Below are 20,894 nucleotides of genomic sequence, written 5' to 3' on the forward strand. Positions count from 1 at the left end.
CGGTTGCTCCGGCGGCTTGTTCCCGTTCCAGGAAAGGTGACGATGGCCATGCGGAAGAACCCGGCAATGAGAATTGCACAAAAAACCGCGCACAAGGCGGTGTTCGACTCCGAGGGAAAGCCCAAGCCCGGATTGCACAACATGATTCTGCGGGCGGTCGAAGTCCAGCGCCCGCTGGTGCTCGCCAACCTTCGGCGGCTGCAGCGCAGGCACCCGCGTGCCACGGCGGCGCAGCTGGCTGACAAGCTGGAACGCGACTACCTCCTGGCCGTGACCGGAGGCGGCGCTCTGGTGGGCGGATCCGCCGTCATCCCCGGCGTCGGCACCGTCGCCGCGCTGGGCCTCTCAGCCGCTGCCACGGTCGGCTTCCTGGAAGCCACCGCCCTGTACGCAACGTCCCTGGCCGAGCTGCACGGCATCCGCATGGTCGATCCCGAAAAAGCCGGCCTCATGGTCATGGCCATCATGCTGGGCGAAGAAGGCACTGCCCTCCTCGGCAGCCTCAGCGGCCAGGCCGCGGGCCGCAGCAAGGGTCCTACCGACGCCTGGGGTTCCGTGTTCGCCCGCAAGACGTCCTTCCCCGGATTCGGGTCGGTGCGGGACCGGATCCAGCGCGCGTTCCTCCGCAACCTCCTGCAGCGGCAGGGGACCGCGCTCCTGGGCCGGGCACTGCCGTTCGGCGTCGGAGCCGTGGTGGGCGGCGTGGGCAACCGCGTGATGGGACGCGCCGTCGTCGCAAGCGCCAAGGAGGCGTTTGGCCCCATGCCGGACACAATTCCCGGCGAAGTGGCCGCCGGCACGCCCGGCAGTGGCACAACCGGCAGCGCCGGAGCCCCGGCCGCCCTTGGCTCCGCCGCGGGTGACCACGGCGTAAACACCCACGGCGCAAACACCCCCGGCGGAAACACCCCCGGTGGGGACCCAACCTTGAAAGGCGGATTCATTGGATCTGAACGCTGACCTGGGGGAGTCCTTCGGCTCCTGGACCATGGGGGACGACGCCGCAATGTTCCCGCTCATCACCAGCGCCAGCGTGGCCTGCGGCCTGCACGCCGGGGACCCCGTCACCATGCTGGACACCTGCCGGGCGGCCTATGAGCTGGACGTCCGCGTGGGCGCCCACGTCGGTTACCCGGACCTTCCCGGCTTTGGCCTGCGGTCCATTGACATGACCTTCGACGACCTTTTCGGCGCCGTGCTGTACCAGCTTGGCGCGCTCGACGGCGTGGCGCACGCCGTCGGGGCGTCCGTGGACTTCGTCAAGGCCCACGGCGCGCTGTACGACCGCACCGTGCATGACCCCGAGCAGGCCTCCGCCGTGATCGCCGCCGTCCAGGCCTACGATCCCGGGCTGCCCATCCTGGGCCAGCAGGGGTCCGCGCTCCTGTACGCTGCCGCGGAAGCCGGGCACCCCGTCTTCCACGAAGCCTTCGCCGACCGCGCCTACTTCCCGGACGGAACACTGGTGCCGCGCTCCCAGGACGGCGCGTTGCTGGAGAACGCCGGGGAGATCGCCGAGCGCGCCGTCCGCCTCGCCGTGCATGGTGAAGTGGAAGCCGTGGACGGAACCGTAATCAGGCTGCAGCCGCATTCGCTGTGCCTGCACGGCGACACTCCCGGCTCGGTGGAAACGGCATCCGCCGTGCGCAAAGCACTGGAAGCGGCCGGCGTGGAGATCGAAGCCTTCGCGTAGCCCTTACCCTGTGCGCGCTGCTTTGGCGGGGAGGGCTAGTGCCGTTCGGCCCTATCGGGGGCTTGAACCTGCCACCTAGCTTGAGGGCATGGCTTCCGGACCCCATGCGGGGTTAGATGGACCCGCATCAGATGCAATGTTGAAGCTGGGCCGATTCTTCACGAAATGGGACCAGACCGACGACGGCAGGGCGGTGTTCAGGGAGGGCGGCCGCAAGGGCGACATCTTCTACCGCGACCGGTGGAGCCATGACAAGGTGGTCCGCTCCACGCACGGGGTGAACTGCACCGGCTCGTGCTCCTGGAAGGTGTACGTCAAGGACGGCATCATCACGTGGGAATCCCAGCAGACAGACTACCCGTCCGTTGGCCCGGACAGCCCGGAGTACGAACCCAGGGGCTGCCCGCGCGGGGCGGCCTTTTCCTGGTACACCTACTCGCCCACGCGGGTCCGCTTCCCGTACGCCCGCGGCGTCCTCGTGGAGATGTACCGCGAGGCCAAGGCCCGGCTGGGGGATCCGGTGCTGGCGTTCGCCGAGATCGCCAGCGACCCGGACAGGCGGCGCCGCTACCAGCAGGCCCGCGGCAAGGGCGGCCTGGTCCGGGTCTCCTGGCAGGAAGCAATCGAGATCGCGGCCGCCGCCCACGTGAACACGATCAGGACCTACGGCCCGGACCGCTGCGCCGGCTTCTCGCCGATCCCCGCAATGTCGATGGTCTCGCACGCCGTGGGAACCCGTTTCATCCAGCTGATCGGCGGGGTGATGACGTCCTTCTACGACTGGTACGCGGACCTGCCCGTGGCCAGCCCGCAGGTTTTCGGCGACCAGACCGACGTCCCGGAATCCGGTGACTGGTGGGACGCCGGCTACCTCATGATGTGGGGTTCCAACGTCCCCGTCACGCGGACCCCGGATGCGCACTGGATGGCCGAGGTGCGGTACCGCGGCACCAAGGTGGTCACGGTCAGCCCGGATTACGCGGACAACACCAAGTTCGCCGACGAATGGCTCCCCGCCCAGGCCGGGACGGACGCTGCGCTGGCCATGGCCATGGGGCACGTCATGCTCAAGGAGTACTTCGTGGACCGCGAGGTCCCGTTCTTTTCCGACTACGTCCGGCAGTATACGGACCTGCCGTTCCTGGTCCGGCTGGAAAGGAACGACGACGGCGCGCTGACGCCGTCGAAGTTCCTCACCGCCAAGGACCTCCCCGCCGAAGCCGGGGCCGAGGACGCTGCGTTCCGCACCGTGCTGTTCGACAAGAAGACCGGGCGGACTGCGGTGCCCAACGGCTCCATGGGATTCCGGTACTCCGGCAGCGGCGAGGGCAAGTGGAACCTGGACCTCGAAGGCATCGAACCGGCGCTGTCGTTGCGCGAAGTCTCCGCGGAGAGCGCCGGGATCCTGCTGCCGTGCTTCGAGGATGCCGGCGGGGAGGGCAGCGTGCTGCGCCGCGGGGTGCCCGTCATCGAGGTCGAGGGCCAGCTGGTCACCACGGTGTTCGACCTCATGCTGGCCCAGTACGGCGTCGGCCGTGAAGGGCTCCCGGGGGAGTGGGCCGGCGGCTATGACGACGCCGCGACGCCCTACACCCCGGCCTGGCAGGAGGAGATCACGTCCGTCCCCGCCCAGGCCTGCATCCGGGTGGCGCGGGAGTTCGCCCGTAACGCGGAGCAGTCCAAGGGCCGCTCCATGATCATCATGGGCGCCGGGATCTGCCAGTGGTTCCACGGCGACACCACCTACCGGGCAGTCCTGGCGCTGGTGATGCTGACCGGCTGCATGGGCCGCAACGGCGGCGGCTGGGCGCATTACGTGGGGCAGGAAAAGACCCGGCCGGCCACCGGCTGGGTGTCGCTGGCCAACGCGCTGGACTGGTCACGCCCGCCGCGGACCATGATCGGCACCGGCTACTGGTACATGCACACGGACCAGTGGCGGCAGGACGGCTACTCCGCGGACGCACTGAAATCCCCGCTGTCCACCGGAGCCCTGGACGGCATGCACACCGCAGACGCGCTTGCCCAGTCCGCCCGGCTCGGCTGGATGCCCTTCTACCCGCAGTTCGACCGGAATCCGCTGGACCTCGCGGACGAGGCGGAGGCCGCCGTCGCCGCCGGCACCGCGACGGACACCCCGGGCTACATCGCGGACGCCCTGAATAACCGCACGCTGAACCCGGCGATCGAGGACGTGGATGCCCCGGAGAACTGGCCGCGGACGCTGGTGCTGTGGCGTTCCAACCTGTTCGGTTCCTCGGCCAAAGGCAACGAGTACTTCCTGCGGAACCTGCTGGGCACCCACAACAACGTCCTGGGCAAGGACCACGCCGAAGGGCTCAAGCCCCGGGACGTGAAGTGGCACGAGCAGGCGCCGGAAGGAAAACTGGACCTGCTGGTGTCAGCCGACTTCCGGATGACCTCCACCACGCTGCTCTCCGACGTCGTGTTCCCCGCCGCCACCTGGTACGAGAAGCACGACCTGTCCTCCACGGACATGCACCCGTTTGTGCACGCCTTCACGCCGGCGATCGACCCGCCGTGGGAGACCAAAACGGACTTCGAGATGTTCCACCTGCTGGCACGGGAGTTCTCCCGGATGGCAAAAACCCACCTGGGCATCCGCCGGGACCTGGTCAGCGTGCCGCTGCAGCACGACACCCCTGGCCAGCTGGCGCAGCCCGGCGGGATCGTGCGGGACTGGCGGAACACGGATATCCCCGCCGTGCCCGGGCAGAACATGCCCGTCTTTTCCGTGGTGGAGCGGGACTACACGGCCATCGCGGACAAGCTCGCCGCCGTCGGGCCGCTGGCCGACAAGCTCGGTTTCACGGTCAAGAACGTCACGTACAAACTCGCCGGTCCATTGGAGCGGCTCAGCCGTTCCAATGGCGTGATGCTCGGGGGCGCCGCGGACGGCCGGCCGGCGATCGACACCGATGCGAAAATGGCCGAGGCCATCCTGGCCTTCTCCGGCACCACCAACGGTGCCTTGTCCGTGCAAGGCTTCAAGGACCTGGAAGTACGCACCGGAAGGAAGCTGGCTGACCTGTCCGAGGGCTCCGAGGAAAAGTTCATCACCTTCGCCCAGACCCAGGCCGGACCGGTCCCGGTCATCACCTCGCCGGAGTGGTCCGGCTCCGAAACGGGCGGCCGGCGCTATGCACCGTTCACCATCAACGTGGAACGGCTCAAGCCCTGGCATACCCTGACCGGCCGGATGCACTTCTTCCTGGACCACGACTGGATGATCGACATCGGCGAGGCCCTGCCGATCTACCGGCCGCCCTTGGACATGCACCGCCTCTTCGGGGAACCCAAACTCGGCCGGGACGGGTCCATGGAGGTGGTGGTCAGGTACCTGACGCCGCACTCCAAGTGGTCCATCCACTCCGAATACCAGGACAACCTGCTCATGCTCTCCCTCTCCCGCGGCGGCCCCACGGTCTGGATGAGCCCCGCCGACGCCGAGGCGATCCAGGTCAAGGACAACGACTGGGTGGAGTGCCTGAACATCAACGGGGTCCTGGTGGCCCGGGCGATCGTCAGCCACCGGATGCCGGCCGGCGTGGTCTACGTCCACCACGCGCAGGAGCGCACCATCGACGTGCCGAAGTCGGAAGCCACGGGACGGCGCGGCGGCATCCACAACTCCGTGACCCGGTTGCTGGTCAAACCCTCGCACCTGATCGGCGGCTACGCCCAGCTGGCCTACGCGTTCAACTACCTCGGCCCCACCGGCAACCAGCGCGACATGGTGGCCACCGTCCGTCGTCGTTCCCAGGAGGTGCAGTACTGATGCGTGTCATGGCTCAAATGGGCATGGTCATGAACCTGGACAAATGCATCGGCTGCCACACCTGTTCCGTGACCTGCAAGCAGGCCTGGACCAACCGTGCGGGCACCGAATACGTCTGGTTCAACAACGTGGAAACCCGGCCCGGCCAGGGCTACCCGCGCCGCTACGAGGACCAGGAGCGGTGGCACGGCGGCTGGGTGCTGAACAAGCGCGGCAAGCTGGTGCTCAAGGCAGGCGGCCGGGTGAAGAAGCTCCTGGGGATCTTCGCCAGCCCCGTCCAGCCCGAACTCAAGGACTACTACGAGCCGTGGACCTACGACTACAAGACCCTCGTGGACGCGCCGCTGGGCGACGACTTCCCGGTGGCCCGGCCGAAGTCCCTGATCACCGGCAAGGACACGAAAATCACCTGGTCCGCCAACTGGGACGACGACCTGGGCGGATCCGTCGAGAACGGCCACCTGGACCCCATCGTGGAGAAGGTCCGGCGCGAGTCCGAGGACAAGATCAAGTTCGCCTACGAGCAGACCTTCATGTTCTACCTGCCGCGAATCTGCGAGCACTGCCTGAACCCGTCCTGCATGGCCTCCTGCCCCTCCGGCGCCATCTACAAGCGCGTGGAGGACGGGATCGTCCTGGTGGACCAGGACAAGTGCCGGGGCTGGCGGCAGTGCGTCACCGGCTGCCCGTACAAGAAGATCTACTTCAACCACAAGACGGGCAAGGCCGAGAAGTGCACCTTCTGCTACCCGCGGGTCGAGGTGGGGCTGCCGACGGTCTGCTCGGAGACCTGCGTGGGCCGGCTGCGGTACCTGGGGTTGTTCCTTTACGACGCCGACGCCGTCACCGCCGCGGCGGCCGTCACCGACCCGAAGGAACTCTACGACGCCCAGATGGACGTGCTGCTGGACCCGAACGACCCCGCGGTCCAGGCGGAGGCCCGGGCCCAGAACATCCCGGAAGACTGGATCGACGCCGCCCGGCGCTCGCCCGTGTACGCCCTGGCCAAGGTCTACAAGGTGGCGCTGCCGCTTCACCCCGAATACCGGACCATGCCGATGGTCTGGTACGTGCCGCCGCTCTCACCCGTGGTGGACCTCCTGCGGGACCAGGGTCACGACGGCGAGGACACCGGCAACCTGTTCGGCGCCATTGACGCGCTGCGCATCCCGGTGGAATACCTCGCGGAACTCTTCACCGCCGGGGACGCGGACCGGGTCACCGCGGTGCTGAAGAAGCTCGCTGCCATGCGTTCGTTCATGCGCGGCATCAGCCTGGGCAACGACCCCGACGACTCCATCCCCGAATCCGTGGGCATGGACGGGCAGACGATGTACGAGATGTACCGGCTGATGGCGATCGCGAAGTATGAGGAACGCTACGTGATTCCCAAAGCGCATGTGGAACAGGCCCACGACCTGGAGGAGATGGGCTGCTCGCTGGATTTCGACGGCGGACCCGGCATGCAGGATTCCTCCCCGTTCGGCGAAGCCAGCGGCCGGCCCGTTCCGGTGGCGGTGGAAACCTTCAACGCCCTGAAGGACCGCCAAACCTCAGGCGAGGCTCCAGGCGAAACAACCCTGCGCGGCCGGGTGAACCTGCTCAACTGGGACGGCACCGGCGCGCCGCCGGGGCTTTTCCCCGAGAAACATACGGCGGGGGAGCAGCCGTGAGCCGGCGCCAGCAGGTGGTGTACCTTGCCGCGGCCTGGTGCCTGTCCTACCCGGACGAGGAACTGATCGGCAGGGTGCCGCTCATGCGGGACGCACTGGGAGAGTTTCCCGGAGCCGGCGCTGACTTCGCCGGGGTGCTGGACGTGCTGGAATCCACGCCCCTCATGGAGGTGCAGGCCCACTACGTCCGCGAATTCGACCTCGGCAAGCGCCACGCCCTGCACCTGAGCTATTGGACGGACGGGGACACCCGGCGCCGCGGCGAGGTGCTGGGCAACTTCAAGAAGACCTACCGGCAAAGCGACATCCTGGTGGACACCCGCGGTGAACTGCCCGACTACCTGCCGATGGTCCTGGAATTCGCCGCGGTGGTGGACCTGGCGGCCGGGCGGGAACTGCTGACCCGTTTCCGGGCGAGCCTGGAGATGCTCCGCTTCGGGCTGCTGCGGGACGAACTGCCGCACGCCCGGATCCTGCAGGCCGTCTGCGCCACGCTGCCCGGGAAATCGCCCGCGGACGAGCAGGCCGTGATGCGGATGGCCGGCTACGGCCCGCCCACCGAAGCCGTGGGCCTGGACCCCTACGATCCGCGACTCCTGCCCGTGAAGGGAACCTGACCATGCCGGCATTCGAAGCTGGGCCCGGATCCGCCGTCGAAATCTCCGCACTGGACACCGTGCTCTGGGGCGTCCTGCCGTACGTCATGGTGGTGGTGCTGGTGGGCGGGCTGGTGTGGCGCTACAAGTACGACCAGTTCGGCTGGACCACCAGGTCATCCCAGCTGTACGAATCGAAGCTGCTCCGGATTGCCTCGCCGCTGTTCCACTTCGGGCTGCTGGCGGTGATTGCCGGGCATTTCTTCGGCCTGGTGATTCCGATGACTTGGACGCAGGCGGTGGGAATGAGCCAGGACTTCTACCACTTCAATGCCCTGTTTGTCGGCGGCATTGCGGGAGTGGGGACGCTCGGCGGCATCATCCTGCTGATCTACCGCCGCCGCACCACCGGGCCCGTGTTCATGGCCACCACCACGAACGACAAGGCCATGTACGTGGTGCTTACCGCCGCCATCGTGTTCGGCCTCTGGACCACTCTGGCCAGCGTTTTCGAGGGTGAGCACGGGCACAATTACCGCGAGACAGTGGCGCCCTGGTTCCGTTCGCTGTTCGTCCTCCAGCCGGATGTCGCGGCCATGGCGGGGGCGCCGTTCTCCTTCCACCTACACACCCTGGTGGGCATGGCGCTGTTCGTCATCTGGCCGTTTACCCGGCTGGTCCACGCCTTCACCGCGCCGCTGCACTACCTTTTCCGCCCCTACATCGTGTACCGCTCGCGTGACGTTGCCGTCCGGCGCGGCTGGTCGCCCGTGGGGACCAAGGACAGGGACACCCGAAACCGCTGAAGTGGCTGACAGAATCCACAGCCGGCTGAATCCAAAGGAGTAAACAGTGGCTGGAACAGCACCGCCCCCCACGTCCGCGCCCGCGGGCCAGACCCGGAACCTTATCCTGGCCACCGCGGCGTCCGTGGCAGGCTTCTGGGCCTGGAACTCCGTGGCCACCCTCGGTGCCTTCTATACGCAGAACCTGCAGCTCAACCCGGCCACCACGGGGGTCCTGGTGGCCATGCCGGTGTTCGTCGGCTCGCTGGGGCGGATCGTCGTCGGCACGCTGACCGACAAGTACGGCGGCCGGGCAATGTTCACCTTCGTGCTGCTTGCCTCCATCCTGCCGATCCTGCTTGTGTCCGCCGGCGGCACCTTGCGTTCCTTCCCGCTGGTGCTGGGCGCCGGGCTGCTGCTGGGCGTCGCCGGAACCGTCTTCGCCGTCGGAATCCCCTTTGTGAGCGGCTGGTACGAGCCGTCCCGGCGGGGCTTCGCCACCGGCGTTTTTGGTGCCGGAATGGGCGGAACGGCGCTGGCCGCCTTCCTGAATCCCCGGCTCGTCGCCGGAATCGGATACTTCCCCACGCACCTGCTGATCGCCGGCGTCCTCGCCGTGATGGCGGCCCTGGTGTGGTTCCTGATGAAGGAATCCCCGGCCTGGAGCCGAAGCAACGCCCCCGTGCTGCCCAAGCTCCTGGACGCAGCCAAGACACCGGTCACCTGGAAAATGTGCTTCCTCTACGCGGTCGTCTTTGGCGGCTTCGTCTCCTTCGCCACGTACCTGCCCACCTACTTGCGGGACGTGTACAGCTTCGATCCCAGCGGCGCCGGCGCCCGCACGGCAGGCTTCGCCCTCGCGGCAGTCCTGGCCCGGCCGGTGGGCGGCGTGCTCGCGGACAAGCTCGGGCCCAAACCGGTGGTGATCACCTCGCTCACCGCCGTCGCCCTTCTTGCGTGGGTGGTGAACCTGCAGCCGGACGGCGAGGTCCCCGCCGGCCTGACATTCGTCGCCATGGCGGCGGCCCTGGGGCTGGGGACGGGCGGGGTGTTCGCCTGGGTGGGCGTGCTGGCCCCGCACGGGAAAGTGGGCAGCATCAGCGGCGTGGTGAGTGCGGCGGGCGGGCTGGGCGGCTACTTTCCGCCGCTGGTGATGGGGGCAACGTACGACGCCGCCACCCACAGCTACTCGATCGGGCTGCTTCTGCTGGTGGTCACGGCCATCGTGGCGCTGGGCTTCACGGTCTTCGCCGTGCAGGGCCGGACCAGGGCAAAGGCCGTGCCCGCGTAGCTTCGCGCTGGGGGGTCAGCCGAAGGCCAGGTGCGCCAGCGTGAAGATGGCCAGCCCGGCCAGGGCGCCCACCACCGTGCCGTTGATCCTGATGAACTGCAGGTCCTTGCCCACTTGCAGCTCGATTTTCTGCGAAGTTTCCTCGGCATCCCAGCGCGCCACCGTATCCGTGATCACGCCCGCGATGTCCGAGCGGTACGTCTTCACCAGGTAGCCCGCGGCGTCACCGATCCACGCGTTGACCTTGCCCGCCAGTTCGGGGTCCACCACCAGGCGGGTGCCGAAGTCGTGCACGGCCGCTTTGAACTTGACGGTCAGTTCGCTGTGCGGATCGTCGACGGCGCCGAGCAGCGCCGCCTTGATGGTGCCCCAGGTGCGGGATGCCAGTTCCCGCACCTCGGGGTCGCCCAGCACCTGCGCCTTGATGCCTTCGGCCCGGGCGATCATCACCGGATCGTGCTGCAGGTCCTGCGCGAGCGACGCGAGGTAGGTGTCGATGGACTGCCGCACCTGGTGCTGCGGATCGGCCTGCACGGCCTTGGTGAACTTGAGGATTTCCACGTAGACCTTGTCTCCGACCAGTCCGTCCACGAACTGCGGCACCCATTGCGGGGACCGGTCCGACACCAGCCTGCTGACGGTTTCGTGGTTGTCCCGGACCCAGTCCACGGTCCGGTCCACCAACAGGTCCACCAGGGTGTGGTGGTGCCCGTCGGCGAAAATCCGCTCGGCGAGCCTGCCCACCGGAGGCCCCCACGGCGGAGTGAGCAGGTGCTTGCGGACCATTGACTCGATCACGGCCTGGACGTCGTCGTCGTTCAATACCTTGAACGCGCCGCGGATGACGGCGGCGCCCTCCTTGGCCACGCGCTCGGGGCCGCCGGGGCCGGACAGCCACGCGCCGGCCTTCCGCGCGATGTCCACTGACGCGAGCTTTTCCTGCACAACCTGTTCGGAGAGGAAGTTCGTCTCCACGAACTCGCCCAGCGACGCACCGATCTGGTCCTTGCGGCGCGGGATGATGGCCGTGTGCGGGATCTTGATCCCCATGGGGTACTTGAACAGCGCGGTCACGGCAAACCAGTCCGCGAGGGCGCCCACCATGCCGCCTTCCGCCGCAGCCCGCACGTATTCCAGCCAGGGGTACTGCTTTTGCAGGGCGAAGGCGACGACGAAAATCACCGCCATGACAATCAGGAGCCCCAGCGCCAGGAGTTTCATCTTCCGCAGCGCGGCGGCTTTTTCCGTATCACTGCCCGGACGGGCAGGTCCGACGGCGGCCCCGGCAGCGGGTGGGCCGGCCTGCGCGGGCCTCGCTGCAGCGGGGCGGGTGGTTTGTTCACTGTTCACCTGCATGTGCCCAGCCTAGTCCCGCATCGGTCGCGGGTGTCCGCTAACGTGTCACCATGACTACCGACGAGTCCGTGTCCTCCCGGCCGCTGGTCTACGCCCACCGGGGAGCCAGCGCCGCCTTTGCCGAGCACACCCGGGCAGCTTATCTCCAGGCCATCGCGGACGGCGCCGACGGCGTTGAATGCGACGTCCACCTCAGCCGGGACCAGCACGTGGTCCTGCTGCATGACGCGAACCTGGACCGCACCTCGGACGGCACCGGCCCCGTGGCCGACCGGACCCTCGATGAACTGCGGCTGCTGGATTTCTCTTCCTGGAAGGGCGCCAGGATTCCCCTCGAGTACGGCGGGAAGTCTGATCAGCTCCTGACGCTGCCGGAGCTGCTGGACATCCTCCGCGCGACGGGCCGGGACATCGGGCTGGCCATCGAACTCAAGCACCCCAGCCCCTACCTGCTCCAGCTGGAGGACCGGGTGCTGGAAGTGTTGGCAGCCGAGGGCTGGGATCCCGGCACCTCAAGGGTGGACAACGTCAGTGTCTCGTTCATGAGCTTCAGCCCGGACTCCGTGAAGCACCTGCTCAAGAGCGTTCCGGCCGAGTTCGTCTGCCAGTTGGTGGATGACGTCAACGCGGAGGAAATACGCGAGGAACTGGGACTGGGAGTCATCACCGGCGGGGCGTTGGCGAACGTGATGCGTGCAGCCCAGGTGGAGGGCGAACGCATCCTGAACGACTGCGAAGTACGGCTGGCCGGACCGGGTATCGACTATGTCCGCCAGCACGCCCGCACCGTGAAACGCTGGATGGATTCCGGCCGCAGGTTCAGGGTGTGGACCGTGGACTCGGATCAGGACGTGGCCCTGTGCCAGGAACTGGGAATCCACGAGATCACCACCAACCGGCCGGCGCAGGTGCTGGCCCGGCTGTCCGAAAGAAGTCATCCCGTCAGCTGACGGTCCGCGCCTCCGCACCGTTCATCCTGCGCCGCCGCAGCGTCGCGCCTCCGCAGCGTTCAGGCGGCAAGGTCCCGCCGCCGCCATCCCGCGAAACCCAGTGCGCCGAGCAGTGCCGCTGCCGCCGTGAGGGCCACCAGCGCCGGGATTCCCTCCGCGTCCACCGGGAGCAGCGGGGTATGCCGGAACGGCGAGAGGTCCATCAGCCATTCCGGGGCATTCCAGAGCACGCCGAATTCACCCAGTGCAATGAGTCCCAGCAGGAGCACCCAGACGGCCGCTGTCATCCGGGGTACCCAGCCGAACACCGCCAGGGCCGCACTGGTCAGCACCCACGCCGCCGGAATCTGGGCCAGGGCCGCCACGGTGCACCGGGCCACCAGTCCGGCATCGTTGACGGCGGCCGCGGCCCCGATGCCGATGGAGACTCCGGTGAGCAGTTGCAGCAGCCCGACGCCGGCCAAGGCCACGGCGTAGTGGCTGCCCGCCCAGCGGATGCGGGTGGTGGCGGTGCCCAGCAGGGCCTCGGTATGCCCGGCCGATTCTTCGCTGCGGAGATGGTTGGCGGCGGAGATGCCGTAGGCCGCCGCGAGTACCCCCATGATGCTGATCTCGGCTGCGAGGAACGCGTCGGTGAGGGCCTGGGGGCCGCCCAGCGCCCGCATCAGGTCCTGGGCGCCCGGCGACGTCAGGAAATCGGCCACGTTGCCGACGAGCGAGCCGATCACCACCCCGAAGAGGACAAACGCCACACCCCACGCCACCAGGACGCGGTACTGCAGGCGCACGGCGAGCCCCAGGACACCGGAGAGCTTGCCGCGGGCAGGGCCGGGCCGCTCATCACGCAGTCCGGCGCCGAGGTCGCGGCGGGCCCGCAGGAAAAACGCAACAGGGACAAGGGCTGCGCAGAGGGCCAGCGGCAACGAGAGGACCCACCAGTGGTCGCCGGCGTAGGCCCGGATCTGCTGGTTCCACCCGATGGGCGAGAGCCAGGACCAGACCGACGGGCCGGGTTCGGCGAGGTCGCCCACCGCGCGCAGCCCGTAGGTCACGGCAATGACCCCGATGCTGAACCCGGTGGCCGCCCTGGCGCTTGCCGTCACCTGCGCCGCCACAGCTGCCACGGTGCTGTAGGCCATCCCGGTGGCGGCCCAGCCCAGCCCGAAGGCCAGTGATCCGCTGCCGGGCAGGCCGCCGACGGCAAGCGCGGCCGCCGAGAGCAGCCCGGTGAGGATGCTGGTTGCAAAGCTGATGGCCAGCGCGGACACCAGCGGTGCGTCCCGTCCCAGCCGTCCGCCGCCGAGGAGTTCCAGCCGTCCGCTTTCCTCGTCCCCCCGTGTGTGCCGGATGGTGAGGATGACCATGAGCACGGCCAGGATGGCTGTCATGAAAGCGGTGTATTTGATGAGTGAAAGGGCACCGAGCGAGGCATGATCGTAGATCCGCCCGAACAGCGCCACCATGGACGCCGTGGCGTTCAGTGCGGTGGCGGCTGCCACCCGGCTGGGCTCGTCCGGGTACAGCCCGGCCCCGGCCGCTGCGGTCGAGTAGGCAATGATGGCGAAGCCCAGGATCCACAGCGGCAGCATCCAGCGGTCCCGCCGGAGCGCCAGCCGGACCATAACGCCGGTGCCGGACAGTGTTCCGGTCGTTGAGGCACGGGTCGTCGCGGTGTGGGCTTCGGCGGTGCGGGTCATCGCCGTGCCGTTTCGAGCGATCCGGAGGGGCCGTAGTGGCGCAGGAACAGATCCTCCAGCGTGGGCGGCTGGCTGGTCAGGGCGTGCAGCCCCGCGGCCGTCAGTGCCTGCAGGAACGGGCCCAGTGCCGCGGGGTCCACCTGGGCGCTCACACGGTGGTCCGACACCACGACGTCGTGGACGCCGGGCAGGAGATCCAGGCCGGCCGGCACGCGCGCGACGTCGGCCGTGACCGACGTCCGGGTCAGGTGCCGCAGCTGCTCGAGCGGCCCGGACTCCACCACCCGGCCGGCGCGGATGATGCTGACCCTGTCCGAAAGCGCTTCGGCCTCACTCAGGATGTGGCTGCTCAGCAGGACCGTGCGGCCCTGCGCCCGCAGCTCACGCACGCACCCGCGGAAGGCGTCTTCCATCAACGGGTCCAGCCCGCTGGTGGGCTCGTCCAGGAGGAAGAGGTCGGCGTCGGTGGCCAAGGCCGCCACCAGGGCAACTTTTTGCCGGTTGCCCTTGGAATACGTGCGCGACTTCTTGGTGGGGTCGAGGTCGAAGGTCTGCAGCAGCCGGTCCCGCCGGCCGCGGTCCTGTCCGCCCTGGAGGCGCCCCAGCAGGTCGATCACTTCCCCGCCGGTCAGGTTCGGCCACAAGGCAACGTCCCCGGGCACGTACGCCAGCCGGCGGTGCAGCGCGGCAACATCGTGCCAGGGATCCAGGCCCAGCACCCGGATCGAGCCCGAGTTGGCGCGCAGCATGCCGAGCAGAAGCCGCAGCGTGGTGGACTTGCCGGACCCGTTGGGACCCAGGAAACCGTGAACCTCGCCCGCCGCCACGTTGAAGTCGAGCCCGTCGAGGGCAGTTACCGTTCCAAAGCGCTTGACGACGCCGGTCATTTCCACCACGCTGCTCATAGTCAACAAGCTACGCCGCGCTGTGGCTCCTGACACGGGCGGAAAGTCCCGTTTACCGGGCTGTCCGCGGCTGTGGTTGCATGGATTCATGCCATTCACCTGGTCCGCCCGGGCCACACAGAGACTCTCAGCGGCTGCCATGAGCGCCCTGCTGCTGACCAGCGCCATGAAGCATTTCCGAGATCCCGCCTTCTTCCATCAGGTGGTTCCCGATTTCCTGTGCCGTGACGACTCAGGCACCCGTCCCAACGGCCCGTGCGCCGTGATGACCCGCGATGAATGGGTGGCGGTCAGCGGACTGCTCGAGGCTGGTGCCGCCGTCGGACTCCTGATCCCGGCCACCCGCAAAGCCGCCGCCGGGGGCATCGCCGCGATGTTCACAGTGTTCCTTGCCGGGCACGTCGACGCCCTGCGCCGGGCGTACGGTCCGGCCGGGAGCCCGGGGCAGCGGAAGGTGCACACCGCGCGGCTGCCGCTCCAGGTGCCGCTGATCCTCTGGGCCTGGAGCCTGCGGAAAACGGCCCTGGGGAAGGCTGGCCTGGGGACGCCTGCCGGCGGCCCCGTTGCCGGCCTGCCGGCATGAAGCTGCTTCAATCCCCGGCCGTGCGTGTGGGGCTGTCCATCAGCGTCGCCACGGGGCTTTACGGGGTATCCTTCGGGGCGCTGGGCGTGACGTCCGGGCTGGACTTCTGGCAGACCATGGCGCTGAGCCTGCTGCTGTTCAGCGGCGGTTCGCAGTTCGCGTTCATCGGCGTGGTGGCGGGCGGCGGGTCGGGGGTGGCCGCCATGGGGGCGGCCACGCTCCTGGGCATGCGCAACGGTATCTACGGCATGCAGCTCAACGCGCTGCTGCAGCCGCGCGGGTGGCGGAAGTATGCCGCGGCGCACGTCACCATCGACGAGTCAACCGCCACCAGCACCGGGCAAACCGACCCGGGAGAGCAAAAGCGCGGATTCTGGACGGCCGGCATCGGCATCTTCGTGCTGTGGAATGTGTTCACTGCCGTCGGGGCACTGGCAGGCGGCGCCCTGGGGGATCCCAGGCAGTGGGGGCTCGACGGCGCCGCGGTAGCAGCCTTCCTCGGCCTGCTCTGGCCGCGGCTCAAGGGCCGCGAGCCGGTGGCGATCGCCGTGGTGTGCGCCCTGGCCACGGTACTGGCGGTGCCGTTCGTGCCCGCGGGAGTTCCCATCCTGATAGCGGCTTTTGTGGCCGCTGCGATCGGCTGGTTCAGCCACGGACGGAGCGACGAAGGCCTGGAGCCTGACGTGGACCCCTATGCCGAACACCACCACGGGCAGCGGGACGAAGGCGCTCACCTGCGTCGGCACCCCGATACGGGAGGTGCCGCGAAATGAATCTTTGGCTGTGGCTGCTGCTGGCCTGCCTCCTTGGCTACGCCTGGAAGCTTCTGGGCTATCTGGTCCCCGCCAGCCTCCTGCGCAACCCGCAGATGTCCCGGATTGCCGGCACCATGACCATCGGGCTGCTGGCATCGCTCACCGTCGTGAACGCGGTGGCATCGGGCCAGGCGCTGGCCTTTGACGCCCGGGCGGGCGCACTGGCTGCGGCCGGAATTGCGCTTTGGTTCCGGGCGCCGTTCCTGGTGGTGGTCCTGGCCGGGGCTGGCGCAGCGGCCGGGCTGAGGATGCTGGGCTGGAGCTAACGACGGCCTTTAGGCCCTAGCAGTGCCCAGCATGCTGTGGAAGGATGCCACCATGAGCGAAGAACAAGCGCCCTTGGTTCCTGCTGCCGAAAGAGACCCCAAATCCAGGCCCTATGTGCCATCGCCGGGATCCGAATCCACCCGTGAAATGCGTGAGATGTCCCGCCGCCGCAGGGATGCCGAGGAGAAACTGCAGCAGCATCTTCAGGAAGCAGACCACCTGCACGAGGAACACATGAAGGCCCACCAAAGGGAGACGCATCCGGCCCAGGAAGGCGAGGCGCCACCCAGCGGCGAGGCGGCAACAGACGGAGAAGCCCCTGATGAAGGCCAGGCCGTCAACAGACCGGCGGAATGACGCAGCCTAGGCTTCGCCCACCGAATCTGCACCAGTGACACCGTCGGCCTGTGGGGAGGCTCCGTTGACCCTGTTTTCCAGCTCCTCCAGGGCGAGGTCGTACCAGACCTGCGCCCCAAACACGGGATGGGACGTGTCCAGGTCCTTGAACAGGGCGTCCGTGAGGGCCTGCAGTTCGGAGGTGCTGGCCGCCGACATTACCAGCAGCGGATCGGCGTCGCCGTTCATAAGCAAGGCAAGCTGCTGGCATGTCATGGCCGCGCCGGAGGGAAGGCTGTACGTAGTTCGTAAACCATGTCGAACTCCAAAAAGCGATACCGTGGCTGACTGCGTAACCTCCATAAGAAGCAGCGCCGGGGGCCGGGCATGACCGGCGCCCGGTTGGGCCAGTATCTGGCTGAGCGGCTGCAGGACCTGGTTCTGGAAAGCACCGACGTGCAGGACTTCCTCACGGAGCTGTCCGTCTTCTCCGCCGGCTTCATCGGCAAGACCACCGGACTGCCCGTGCTGTGCGCCGTCACGCTGGTCCGCTCGAGGCGGTCCGAGGCCTCCGCCGGAAGCGGACCCGGCGCGCGGCTGCTGGGGGAAATCCAGCGGGCCACAGGCCTCAGTCCGTCGCTGGCGGCCCTTGAAGCCGGGGCGACGGTTTCCGTACCCGATGCCCGGGCCGACTCCCGCTGGCCGCGCTACAACCGAGCCGTGGTAAAGGCGGGCCAGCTAAGCGTCCTGGCCCTCCCGCTGCAGCTGGATCCGGACGCCGCCGCATCCATAGCGTTCTTCGCCCCCGAGGCAGGGGCGTTCGACGACGAGGCAATCGTGATTTGTGAAGCCTTCGCCGCCCGTGCCGGCAAAGCCGTGCGGCTGGCCGTGCGCATCGGCGCCTCGAGGGACCTCAACGACGACCTCCTCGAGGCGCTGAGGTCGCGCACCAGCATCAACCTCGCCTCGGGAATTGTCATGGGCCAGAGCCGCTGCACGCAGGCTGAGGCATTCGCGATCCTGAGCAAGGTTTCCAACAACCGCAACGTCAAGCTCCGGGCCGTGGCAGAGGACCTGCTGCGAAACTTCAACACCATGCCGGGAGCCACCCACTTCAGCGGCTGACGGAGGCCCCTGCGGCTATGCTTTTAACAGTTCCAGTCAACGCGCGAAGGGCGGCATAGCAGTGGAATGGGTGCGGCCATGGCGGTGAAACTACCCCTTGCAGACGAACTGGCGGCCATTTTTGCCCGCGCCTCCGAGCTCCTGCTGACGGACGAGACGGTATCCAGGGCACTCGAGCTCATCACTGCCGCCGCCGAATTGGCCGTGCCCGGCGCCGCGGGCGCGGGCGTCACCCTGATCGACGCTGACGGCCGGAAACATACAGCGAGTGCGTCCAGCCGTATGGTCCAGGTTGCCGACGAACGCCAGTACGAGCTGGGCCAGGGCCCGTGCCTTCTTGCCTGGGCCAGCGGCGAGCCCGTGCTGGTCAGTGACGTACTGCATGACCGGCGCTGGCCTGAGTGGGCCTGCGCCGCGGCCGAGCTGGGACTGCGGTCTTCCGTCAGTGCTCCGTTGCTCGCCGGAGAGTCCGCCCTGGGCTCCGTGAAGATCTACGGCCGCCCGGAGAACAGCTTCGACCACACCACGGTGCGCCTGCTGGAGCTCTTCGCGGCGCAGGCAACCATCTTCCTGATCAACGTGCAGGCGCGTGAGAGCGCGCGGACGCTGAGTGAGGATCTCCGAGACGCACTGGCCCACCGCGAGATCATCGCCGTGGCCAAGGGAATACTCATGGCCCGGCACGGCCTGGACGAGGACACCGCCATGCAAGACCTCCTGATGGAGTCGCGGCGGGCCAGGAGGTCGCTGCGTGACGTGTCCTCCGAGCTGGTGTCCTCCACCCAGCCGCCCCGGTGAGCGGGGGTGCGTTTTGGCCCTGGGCAAGGACGAAGATGAGCAGAGGCTTTGCTTTGAGGAGATGCTCCGGAATGCCGACATCACCGTTGAAGAACTGTGGCTGAGGTATTTCAGCATTGGCGGCATTGCCGGCCAGTTTGAAATCGAGGCCTACATCCACGGTGCCATCGCGCTGCCGGCCCTGCAGCGGGACATATTGGCCCATGCCTTGAACGAGCGACTGGACGAGATCCATGCCCCGGACGGCAGGGCGCCGTACAGCCGCGGGTCCGAGGACGCCGGCCGGCTGCACGACGACCGGACCCATGACGAAACGGACCAGACGGAGGTCGAATCAGGCCAGGACGACTGAATCGAAGGCCGTGCCCGGCAGCGGGGACTGCGGCGGAAGGGGCCGGCGCGGGCGCTCGGTGCGGATGGCATCCTCCACCAGCGCCACGGGGCGCCGCCACGCATCGGATCCCGGTTCCATGGTGTCCACGACGCCGATCAGCATGGCCAGCAGGCGGATGACGTCCGTCATGGAGATGTCGGTCCGCAGGGTTCCCTGGGCCTGGCCGCGGCCCAGCAGGACAGCCACCGACTCAAAGAGGCTGCCGGTGATACCGGTCAGCAGCCCGCGGCGTCCGGCCACGGCTCCGAGCAGGTTGGCATCCTCGCTGGCCGCCGCCATCAGCGCATCGATCACGCGGAACAGCCCGGCGGCGGCATCAGGGCCGGCCAGGGCGTCATCGATCACTGGGTCGACCATCAGGCGGAGCTGGCGGTTGAGTGCGGCAAGGACCAGCTGCTCCTTGTCCGCAAAGTTCCGGAACAAGGTTGCGGGTCCGACGCCGGCCGTTACGGCGATGGTCTGAAGCGGCACGTCGGGGCCGTACTCACGGAAGCACTTCCGGGCGGCGGTGATGATCTTGTCCACATTGCGCGCAGCATCCGCACGAAGGGGCTTGCGTTCCACTGCGAGGTTCATTTTTCAAGGTTAGCAACGCAGGCGCTGAGCGCCCGGGTTACTGATTGGTAGCGCCGAATGTACTCCTATATGACGTTCGCCGCTGTGGCAGACTGGGTCCATGTTGCTCGCATTCTCCGTTGCACCCTCCGGCCGGCCGGCCCGCCTGGCGGGCGATTCCACCACCGATTCCACTGCGTTGGAAGACGCGGCCTCCGCAGACGCTTCAGTGCACGACGCCGTCGCTGCCGCCGTCAAGATTGTCCGGGACTCAGGCCTGCCGAACCATACGGATTCCATGTTCACCACGATCGAAGGTGAGTGGGACGAGGTGTTCGCCGTGGTCAAGGAGGCCACCGAGGCCGTGGGACGCTTCGGCAGCCGCGTGTCGCTGGTCATCAAGGCCGACATCCGCCCCGGCTATTCCGGTGAGCTCACCGCCAAAGTGGAACGGCTGGAAACGGCCATCGCTGACGCAGGCTGACTTGCCCATCTGATTTCCGCCGCCGCCTGCCCTTCCCGCGGGCAGCGGCAACTGCCAGACTGGCCCCATGGTTGAGCACAGGCCCGAGCCCCGGTGGGTGGCGGTTGAGGAGTATCTGACGAACGTCGTGGTCCGTCCCGGCAGCCCCCTCACGCGGGCCGTGACTACCGCCGCCGACGCCGGCATGCCGCCCATCGAAGTGGCGCCGAACGCAGGCAAGCTGCTCAAGCTGCTGGTGCAGCTTTCCGGCGCCCGGCGCGTCCTGGAGATCGGCACGCTGGCCGGCTTCAGCACCATCTGGATGGCCCAGGGACTGCCCGACGACGGCGTACTCGTCACGTGCGAATACCTCCCCAAACACGCCCGTGTGGCGCGCGCGAACGTGGACGCCGCGGGGGTGGGGCACAAGGTGGACATCCGGGTGGGGGCCGCACTGGACACACTTCCGGGGCTGAAGGACGACGGCCGCGGACCCTTCGATTTTGTGTTCATCGACGCGGACAAGGAAAACAATCCGAAGTACCTGGACTGGGCCATCAGGCTGGGCCGGCCGGGCACCGTGATCGTGATGGACAACGTGGTGTGGGAGGGCGCGCTGCTTGATCCGTCCATGGACGACGTCAACGCGCCTGGAATCATCAGCGCCCTGGAAATGATCGGCGGGGACCCGCGCCTGGACGGGACGGTCATGCAGACCGTGGGCTCGAAGGGCTGGGACGGCTTTGCGCTGGCCGTGGTGCGCTGAGTGACGCCGGACGGGATTCCCGCTGTCACCGGACCGGCCGCGTCCCG

General features: G+C 68.0%; 22 protein-coding genes. 17 read left to right on the plus strand and 5 right to left on the minus strand.

Going from position 1 to position 20,894, the window contains the following annotated elements; genetic code table 11:
• Positions 1-42: 42 nt before the first annotated feature.
• The 7 genes from ACSQ12_RS01780 to ACSQ12_RS01810 all read left to right on the plus strand — a co-directional run bounded on the left by ACSQ12_RS01780 (position 43) and on the right by ACSQ12_RS01810 (position 9,837).
• Positions 43-960: a hypothetical protein gene (locus ACSQ12_RS01780; RefSeq protein WP_436066910.1), complete on the plus strand. Its 918-nt coding sequence runs from the start codon at positions 43-45 to the stop codon at positions 958-960.
• Positions 944-1,693 (plus strand): LamB/YcsF family protein, encoded by a 750-nt coding sequence (locus ACSQ12_RS01785; protein WP_436064085.1) that lies wholly within the window; start codon positions 944-946, stop codon positions 1,691-1,693. The genes ACSQ12_RS01780 and ACSQ12_RS01785 overlap by 17 nt, the downstream gene beginning before the upstream one ends.
• Positions 1,694-1,781: 88 nt before the next feature.
• Positions 1,782-5,492 (plus strand): nitrate reductase subunit alpha, encoded by a 3,711-nt coding sequence (locus ACSQ12_RS01790; protein WP_436064086.1) that lies wholly within the window; start codon positions 1,782-1,784, stop codon positions 5,490-5,492.
• On the plus strand, positions 5,492-7,165 hold the full coding sequence (narH, locus tag ACSQ12_RS01795; protein ID WP_436064087.1) for a nitrate reductase subunit beta: 1,674 nt from the start codon (positions 5,492-5,494) through the stop codon (positions 7,163-7,165). The genes ACSQ12_RS01790 and narH overlap by 1 nt, the downstream gene beginning before the upstream one ends.
• On the plus strand, positions 7,162-7,782 hold the full coding sequence (gene narJ, locus ACSQ12_RS01800) for a nitrate reductase molybdenum cofactor assembly chaperone (protein ID WP_436064088.1): 621 nt from the start codon (positions 7,162-7,164) through the stop codon (positions 7,780-7,782). Before narH ends, narJ begins: the two co-directional genes overlap by 4 nt.
• Positions 7,783-7,784: 2 nt before the next feature.
• Complete coding sequence (gene narI, locus ACSQ12_RS01805; RefSeq protein ID WP_436064089.1) at positions 7,785-8,567, plus strand: respiratory nitrate reductase subunit gamma; 783 nt, start codon at positions 7,785-7,787, stop codon at positions 8,565-8,567.
• Between the two features lie 46 nt (positions 8,568-8,613).
• The gene (locus tag ACSQ12_RS01810; protein ID WP_436064090.1) at positions 8,614-9,837 is read left to right on the plus strand and encodes an MFS transporter; all 1,224 of its coding nucleotides are present in this window, start codon (positions 8,614-8,616) and stop codon (positions 9,835-9,837) included.
• Between the two features lie 15 nt (positions 9,838-9,852).
• Here the strand turns inward: ACSQ12_RS01810 and ACSQ12_RS01815 are convergent, their stop codons facing one another.
• Entirely contained in the window at positions 9,853-11,193 is a 1,341-nt protein-coding gene (locus ACSQ12_RS01815) for a DUF445 domain-containing protein (protein ID WP_436064091.1), read from the minus strand.
• A gap of 50 nt (positions 11,194-11,243) precedes the next feature.
• Here ACSQ12_RS01815 and ACSQ12_RS01820 point away from each other — a divergent pair, with 50 nt between their 5' ends.
• Positions 11,244-12,143, plus strand: coding sequence for a glycerophosphodiester phosphodiesterase (locus ACSQ12_RS01820; RefSeq protein WP_436064092.1), 900 nt, complete (start codon positions 11,244-11,246; stop codon positions 12,141-12,143).
• A gap of 59 nt (positions 12,144-12,202) precedes the next feature.
• On the opposite strand, the gene ACSQ12_RS01825 is transcribed toward ACSQ12_RS01820, so the two are convergent.
• Together ACSQ12_RS01825 and ACSQ12_RS01830 are read right to left on the minus strand one after the other, a co-directional pair.
• Positions 12,203-13,840: an ABC transporter permease gene (locus tag ACSQ12_RS01825; RefSeq protein WP_436064093.1), complete on the minus strand. Its 1,638-nt coding sequence runs from the start codon at positions 13,838-13,840 to the stop codon at positions 12,203-12,205.
• Positions 13,837-14,745 (minus strand): ATP-binding cassette domain-containing protein, encoded by a 909-nt coding sequence (locus ACSQ12_RS01830; RefSeq protein WP_436064094.1) that lies wholly within the window; start codon positions 14,743-14,745, stop codon positions 13,837-13,839. Before ACSQ12_RS01830 ends, ACSQ12_RS01825 begins: the two co-directional genes overlap by 4 nt.
• Positions 14,746-14,833: 88 nt before the next feature.
• Here ACSQ12_RS01830 and ACSQ12_RS01835 point away from each other — a divergent pair, with 88 nt between their 5' ends.
• The 4 genes from ACSQ12_RS01835 to ACSQ12_RS01850 are packed head-to-tail and all read left to right on the plus strand — an operon-like array spanning position 14,834 to position 16,767.
• The gene (locus tag ACSQ12_RS01835) at positions 14,834-15,328 is read left to right on the plus strand and encodes a DoxX family protein (RefSeq protein WP_436064095.1); all 495 of its coding nucleotides are present in this window, start codon (positions 14,834-14,836) and stop codon (positions 15,326-15,328) included.
• The gene (locus tag ACSQ12_RS01840; protein WP_436064096.1) at positions 15,325-16,101 is read left to right on the plus strand and encodes an AzlC family ABC transporter permease; all 777 of its coding nucleotides are present in this window, start codon (positions 15,325-15,327) and stop codon (positions 16,099-16,101) included. Before ACSQ12_RS01835 ends, ACSQ12_RS01840 begins: the two co-directional genes overlap by 4 nt.
• On the plus strand, positions 16,098-16,409 hold the full coding sequence (locus ACSQ12_RS01845; RefSeq protein ID WP_436064097.1) for an AzlD domain-containing protein: 312 nt from the start codon (positions 16,098-16,100) through the stop codon (positions 16,407-16,409). The genes ACSQ12_RS01840 and ACSQ12_RS01845 overlap by 4 nt, the downstream gene beginning before the upstream one ends.
• A gap of 52 nt (positions 16,410-16,461) precedes the next feature.
• Positions 16,462-16,767: a hypothetical protein gene (locus tag ACSQ12_RS01850; protein WP_436064098.1), complete on the plus strand. Its 306-nt coding sequence runs from the start codon at positions 16,462-16,464 to the stop codon at positions 16,765-16,767.
• Positions 16,768-16,773: 6 nt separating this feature from the next.
• Here the strand turns inward: ACSQ12_RS01850 and ACSQ12_RS01855 are convergent, their stop codons facing one another.
• A complete protein-coding gene (locus ACSQ12_RS01855; protein WP_436064099.1) occupies positions 16,774-17,001 on the minus strand; it encodes a hypothetical protein in 228 nt (75 codons plus the stop codon).
• Between the two features lie 132 nt (positions 17,002-17,133).
• On the opposite strand from ACSQ12_RS01855, the gene ACSQ12_RS01860 reads away from it, so the two are divergent.
• The 3 genes from ACSQ12_RS01860 (at position 17,134) to ACSQ12_RS01870 (ending at position 19,021) form a co-directional block, all read left to right on the plus strand.
• A complete protein-coding gene (locus ACSQ12_RS01860; RefSeq protein WP_436064100.1) occupies positions 17,134-17,871 on the plus strand; it encodes a GAF and ANTAR domain-containing protein in 738 nt (245 codons plus the stop codon).
• Positions 17,872-17,949: 78 nt separating this feature from the next.
• Complete coding sequence (locus ACSQ12_RS01865; RefSeq protein ID WP_436064101.1) at positions 17,950-18,669, plus strand: GAF and ANTAR domain-containing protein; 720 nt, start codon at positions 17,950-17,952, stop codon at positions 18,667-18,669.
• 13 nt (positions 18,670-18,682) lie between these two features.
• On the plus strand, positions 18,683-19,021 hold the full coding sequence (locus ACSQ12_RS01870) for a hypothetical protein (RefSeq protein ID WP_436064102.1): 339 nt from the start codon (positions 18,683-18,685) through the stop codon (positions 19,019-19,021).
• Here the strand turns inward: ACSQ12_RS01870 and ACSQ12_RS01875 are convergent.
• Positions 19,004-19,639, minus strand: a complete 636-nt coding sequence (locus ACSQ12_RS01875) for a TetR/AcrR family transcriptional regulator (protein WP_043477316.1) — start codon at positions 19,637-19,639, stop codon at positions 19,004-19,006. The genes ACSQ12_RS01870 and ACSQ12_RS01875 overlap by 18 nt on opposite strands.
• 100 nt (positions 19,640-19,739) lie before the next feature.
• On the opposite strand from ACSQ12_RS01875, the gene ACSQ12_RS01880 reads away from it, so the two are divergent.
• Positions 19,740-20,102 (plus strand): thiamine-binding protein, encoded by a 363-nt coding sequence (locus tag ACSQ12_RS01880; protein ID WP_209747906.1) that lies wholly within the window; start codon positions 19,740-19,742, stop codon positions 20,100-20,102.
• Between the two features lie 67 nt (positions 20,103-20,169).
• The gene (locus ACSQ12_RS01885; RefSeq protein WP_436064103.1) at positions 20,170-20,847 is read left to right on the plus strand and encodes an O-methyltransferase; all 678 of its coding nucleotides are present in this window, start codon (positions 20,170-20,172) and stop codon (positions 20,845-20,847) included.
• Positions 20,848-20,894 lie beyond the last annotated feature (47 nt).

The organism is Arthrobacter sp. LjRoot14, from assembly GCF_964253905.1.
Lineage (GTDB): Bacteria > Actinomycetota > Actinomycetes > Actinomycetales > Micrococcaceae > Arthrobacter.

Excerpts from the sequence above, each read along its gene's own strand:
- ACSQ12_RS01780 (WP_436066910.1), top strand. The coding sequence starts at position 43 with ATGGCCATGCGGAAGAACCCGGCAATGAGAATTGCACAAAAAACCGCG.
- ACSQ12_RS01790 (WP_436064086.1), top strand. The coding sequence starts at position 1,782 with ATGGCTTCCGGACCCCATGCGGGGTTAGATGGACCCGCATCAGATGCA.
- narH (WP_436064087.1), top strand. The coding sequence starts at position 5,492 with ATGCGTGTCATGGCTCAAATGGGCATGGTCATGAACCTGGACAAATGC.
- narI (WP_436064089.1), top strand. The coding sequence starts at position 7,785 with ATGCCGGCATTCGAAGCTGGGCCCGGATCCGCCGTCGAAATCTCCGCA.
- ACSQ12_RS01815 (WP_436064091.1), bottom strand. The coding sequence starts at position 11,193 with ATGCAGGTGAACAGTGAACAAACCACCCGCCCCGCTGCAGCGAGGCCC.
- ACSQ12_RS01820 (WP_436064092.1), top strand. The coding sequence starts at position 11,244 with ATGACTACCGACGAGTCCGTGTCCTCCCGGCCGCTGGTCTACGCCCAC.
- ACSQ12_RS01825 (WP_436064093.1), bottom strand. The coding sequence starts at position 13,840 with ATGACCCGCACCGCCGAAGCCCACACCGCGACGACCCGTGCCTCAACG.
- ACSQ12_RS01830 (WP_436064094.1), bottom strand. The coding sequence starts at position 14,745 with ATGAGCAGCGTGGTGGAAATGACCGGCGTCGTCAAGCGCTTTGGAACG.
- ACSQ12_RS01835 (WP_436064095.1), top strand. The coding sequence starts at position 14,834 with ATGCCATTCACCTGGTCCGCCCGGGCCACACAGAGACTCTCAGCGGCT.
- ACSQ12_RS01840 (WP_436064096.1), top strand. The coding sequence starts at position 15,325 with ATGAAGCTGCTTCAATCCCCGGCCGTGCGTGTGGGGCTGTCCATCAGC.
- ACSQ12_RS01845 (WP_436064097.1), top strand. The coding sequence starts at position 16,098 with ATGAATCTTTGGCTGTGGCTGCTGCTGGCCTGCCTCCTTGGCTACGCC.
- ACSQ12_RS01850 (WP_436064098.1), top strand. The coding sequence starts at position 16,462 with ATGAGCGAAGAACAAGCGCCCTTGGTTCCTGCTGCCGAAAGAGACCCC.
- ACSQ12_RS01860 (WP_436064100.1), top strand. The coding sequence starts at position 17,134 with ATGACCGGCGCCCGGTTGGGCCAGTATCTGGCTGAGCGGCTGCAGGAC.
- ACSQ12_RS01865 (WP_436064101.1), top strand. The coding sequence starts at position 17,950 with ATGGCGGTGAAACTACCCCTTGCAGACGAACTGGCGGCCATTTTTGCC.
- ACSQ12_RS01875 (WP_043477316.1), bottom strand. The coding sequence starts at position 19,639 with ATGAACCTCGCAGTGGAACGCAAGCCCCTTCGTGCGGATGCTGCGCGC.
- ACSQ12_RS01880 (WP_209747906.1), top strand. The coding sequence starts at position 19,740 with ATGTTGCTCGCATTCTCCGTTGCACCCTCCGGCCGGCCGGCCCGCCTG.
- ACSQ12_RS01885 (WP_436064103.1), top strand. The coding sequence starts at position 20,170 with ATGGTTGAGCACAGGCCCGAGCCCCGGTGGGTGGCGGTTGAGGAGTAT.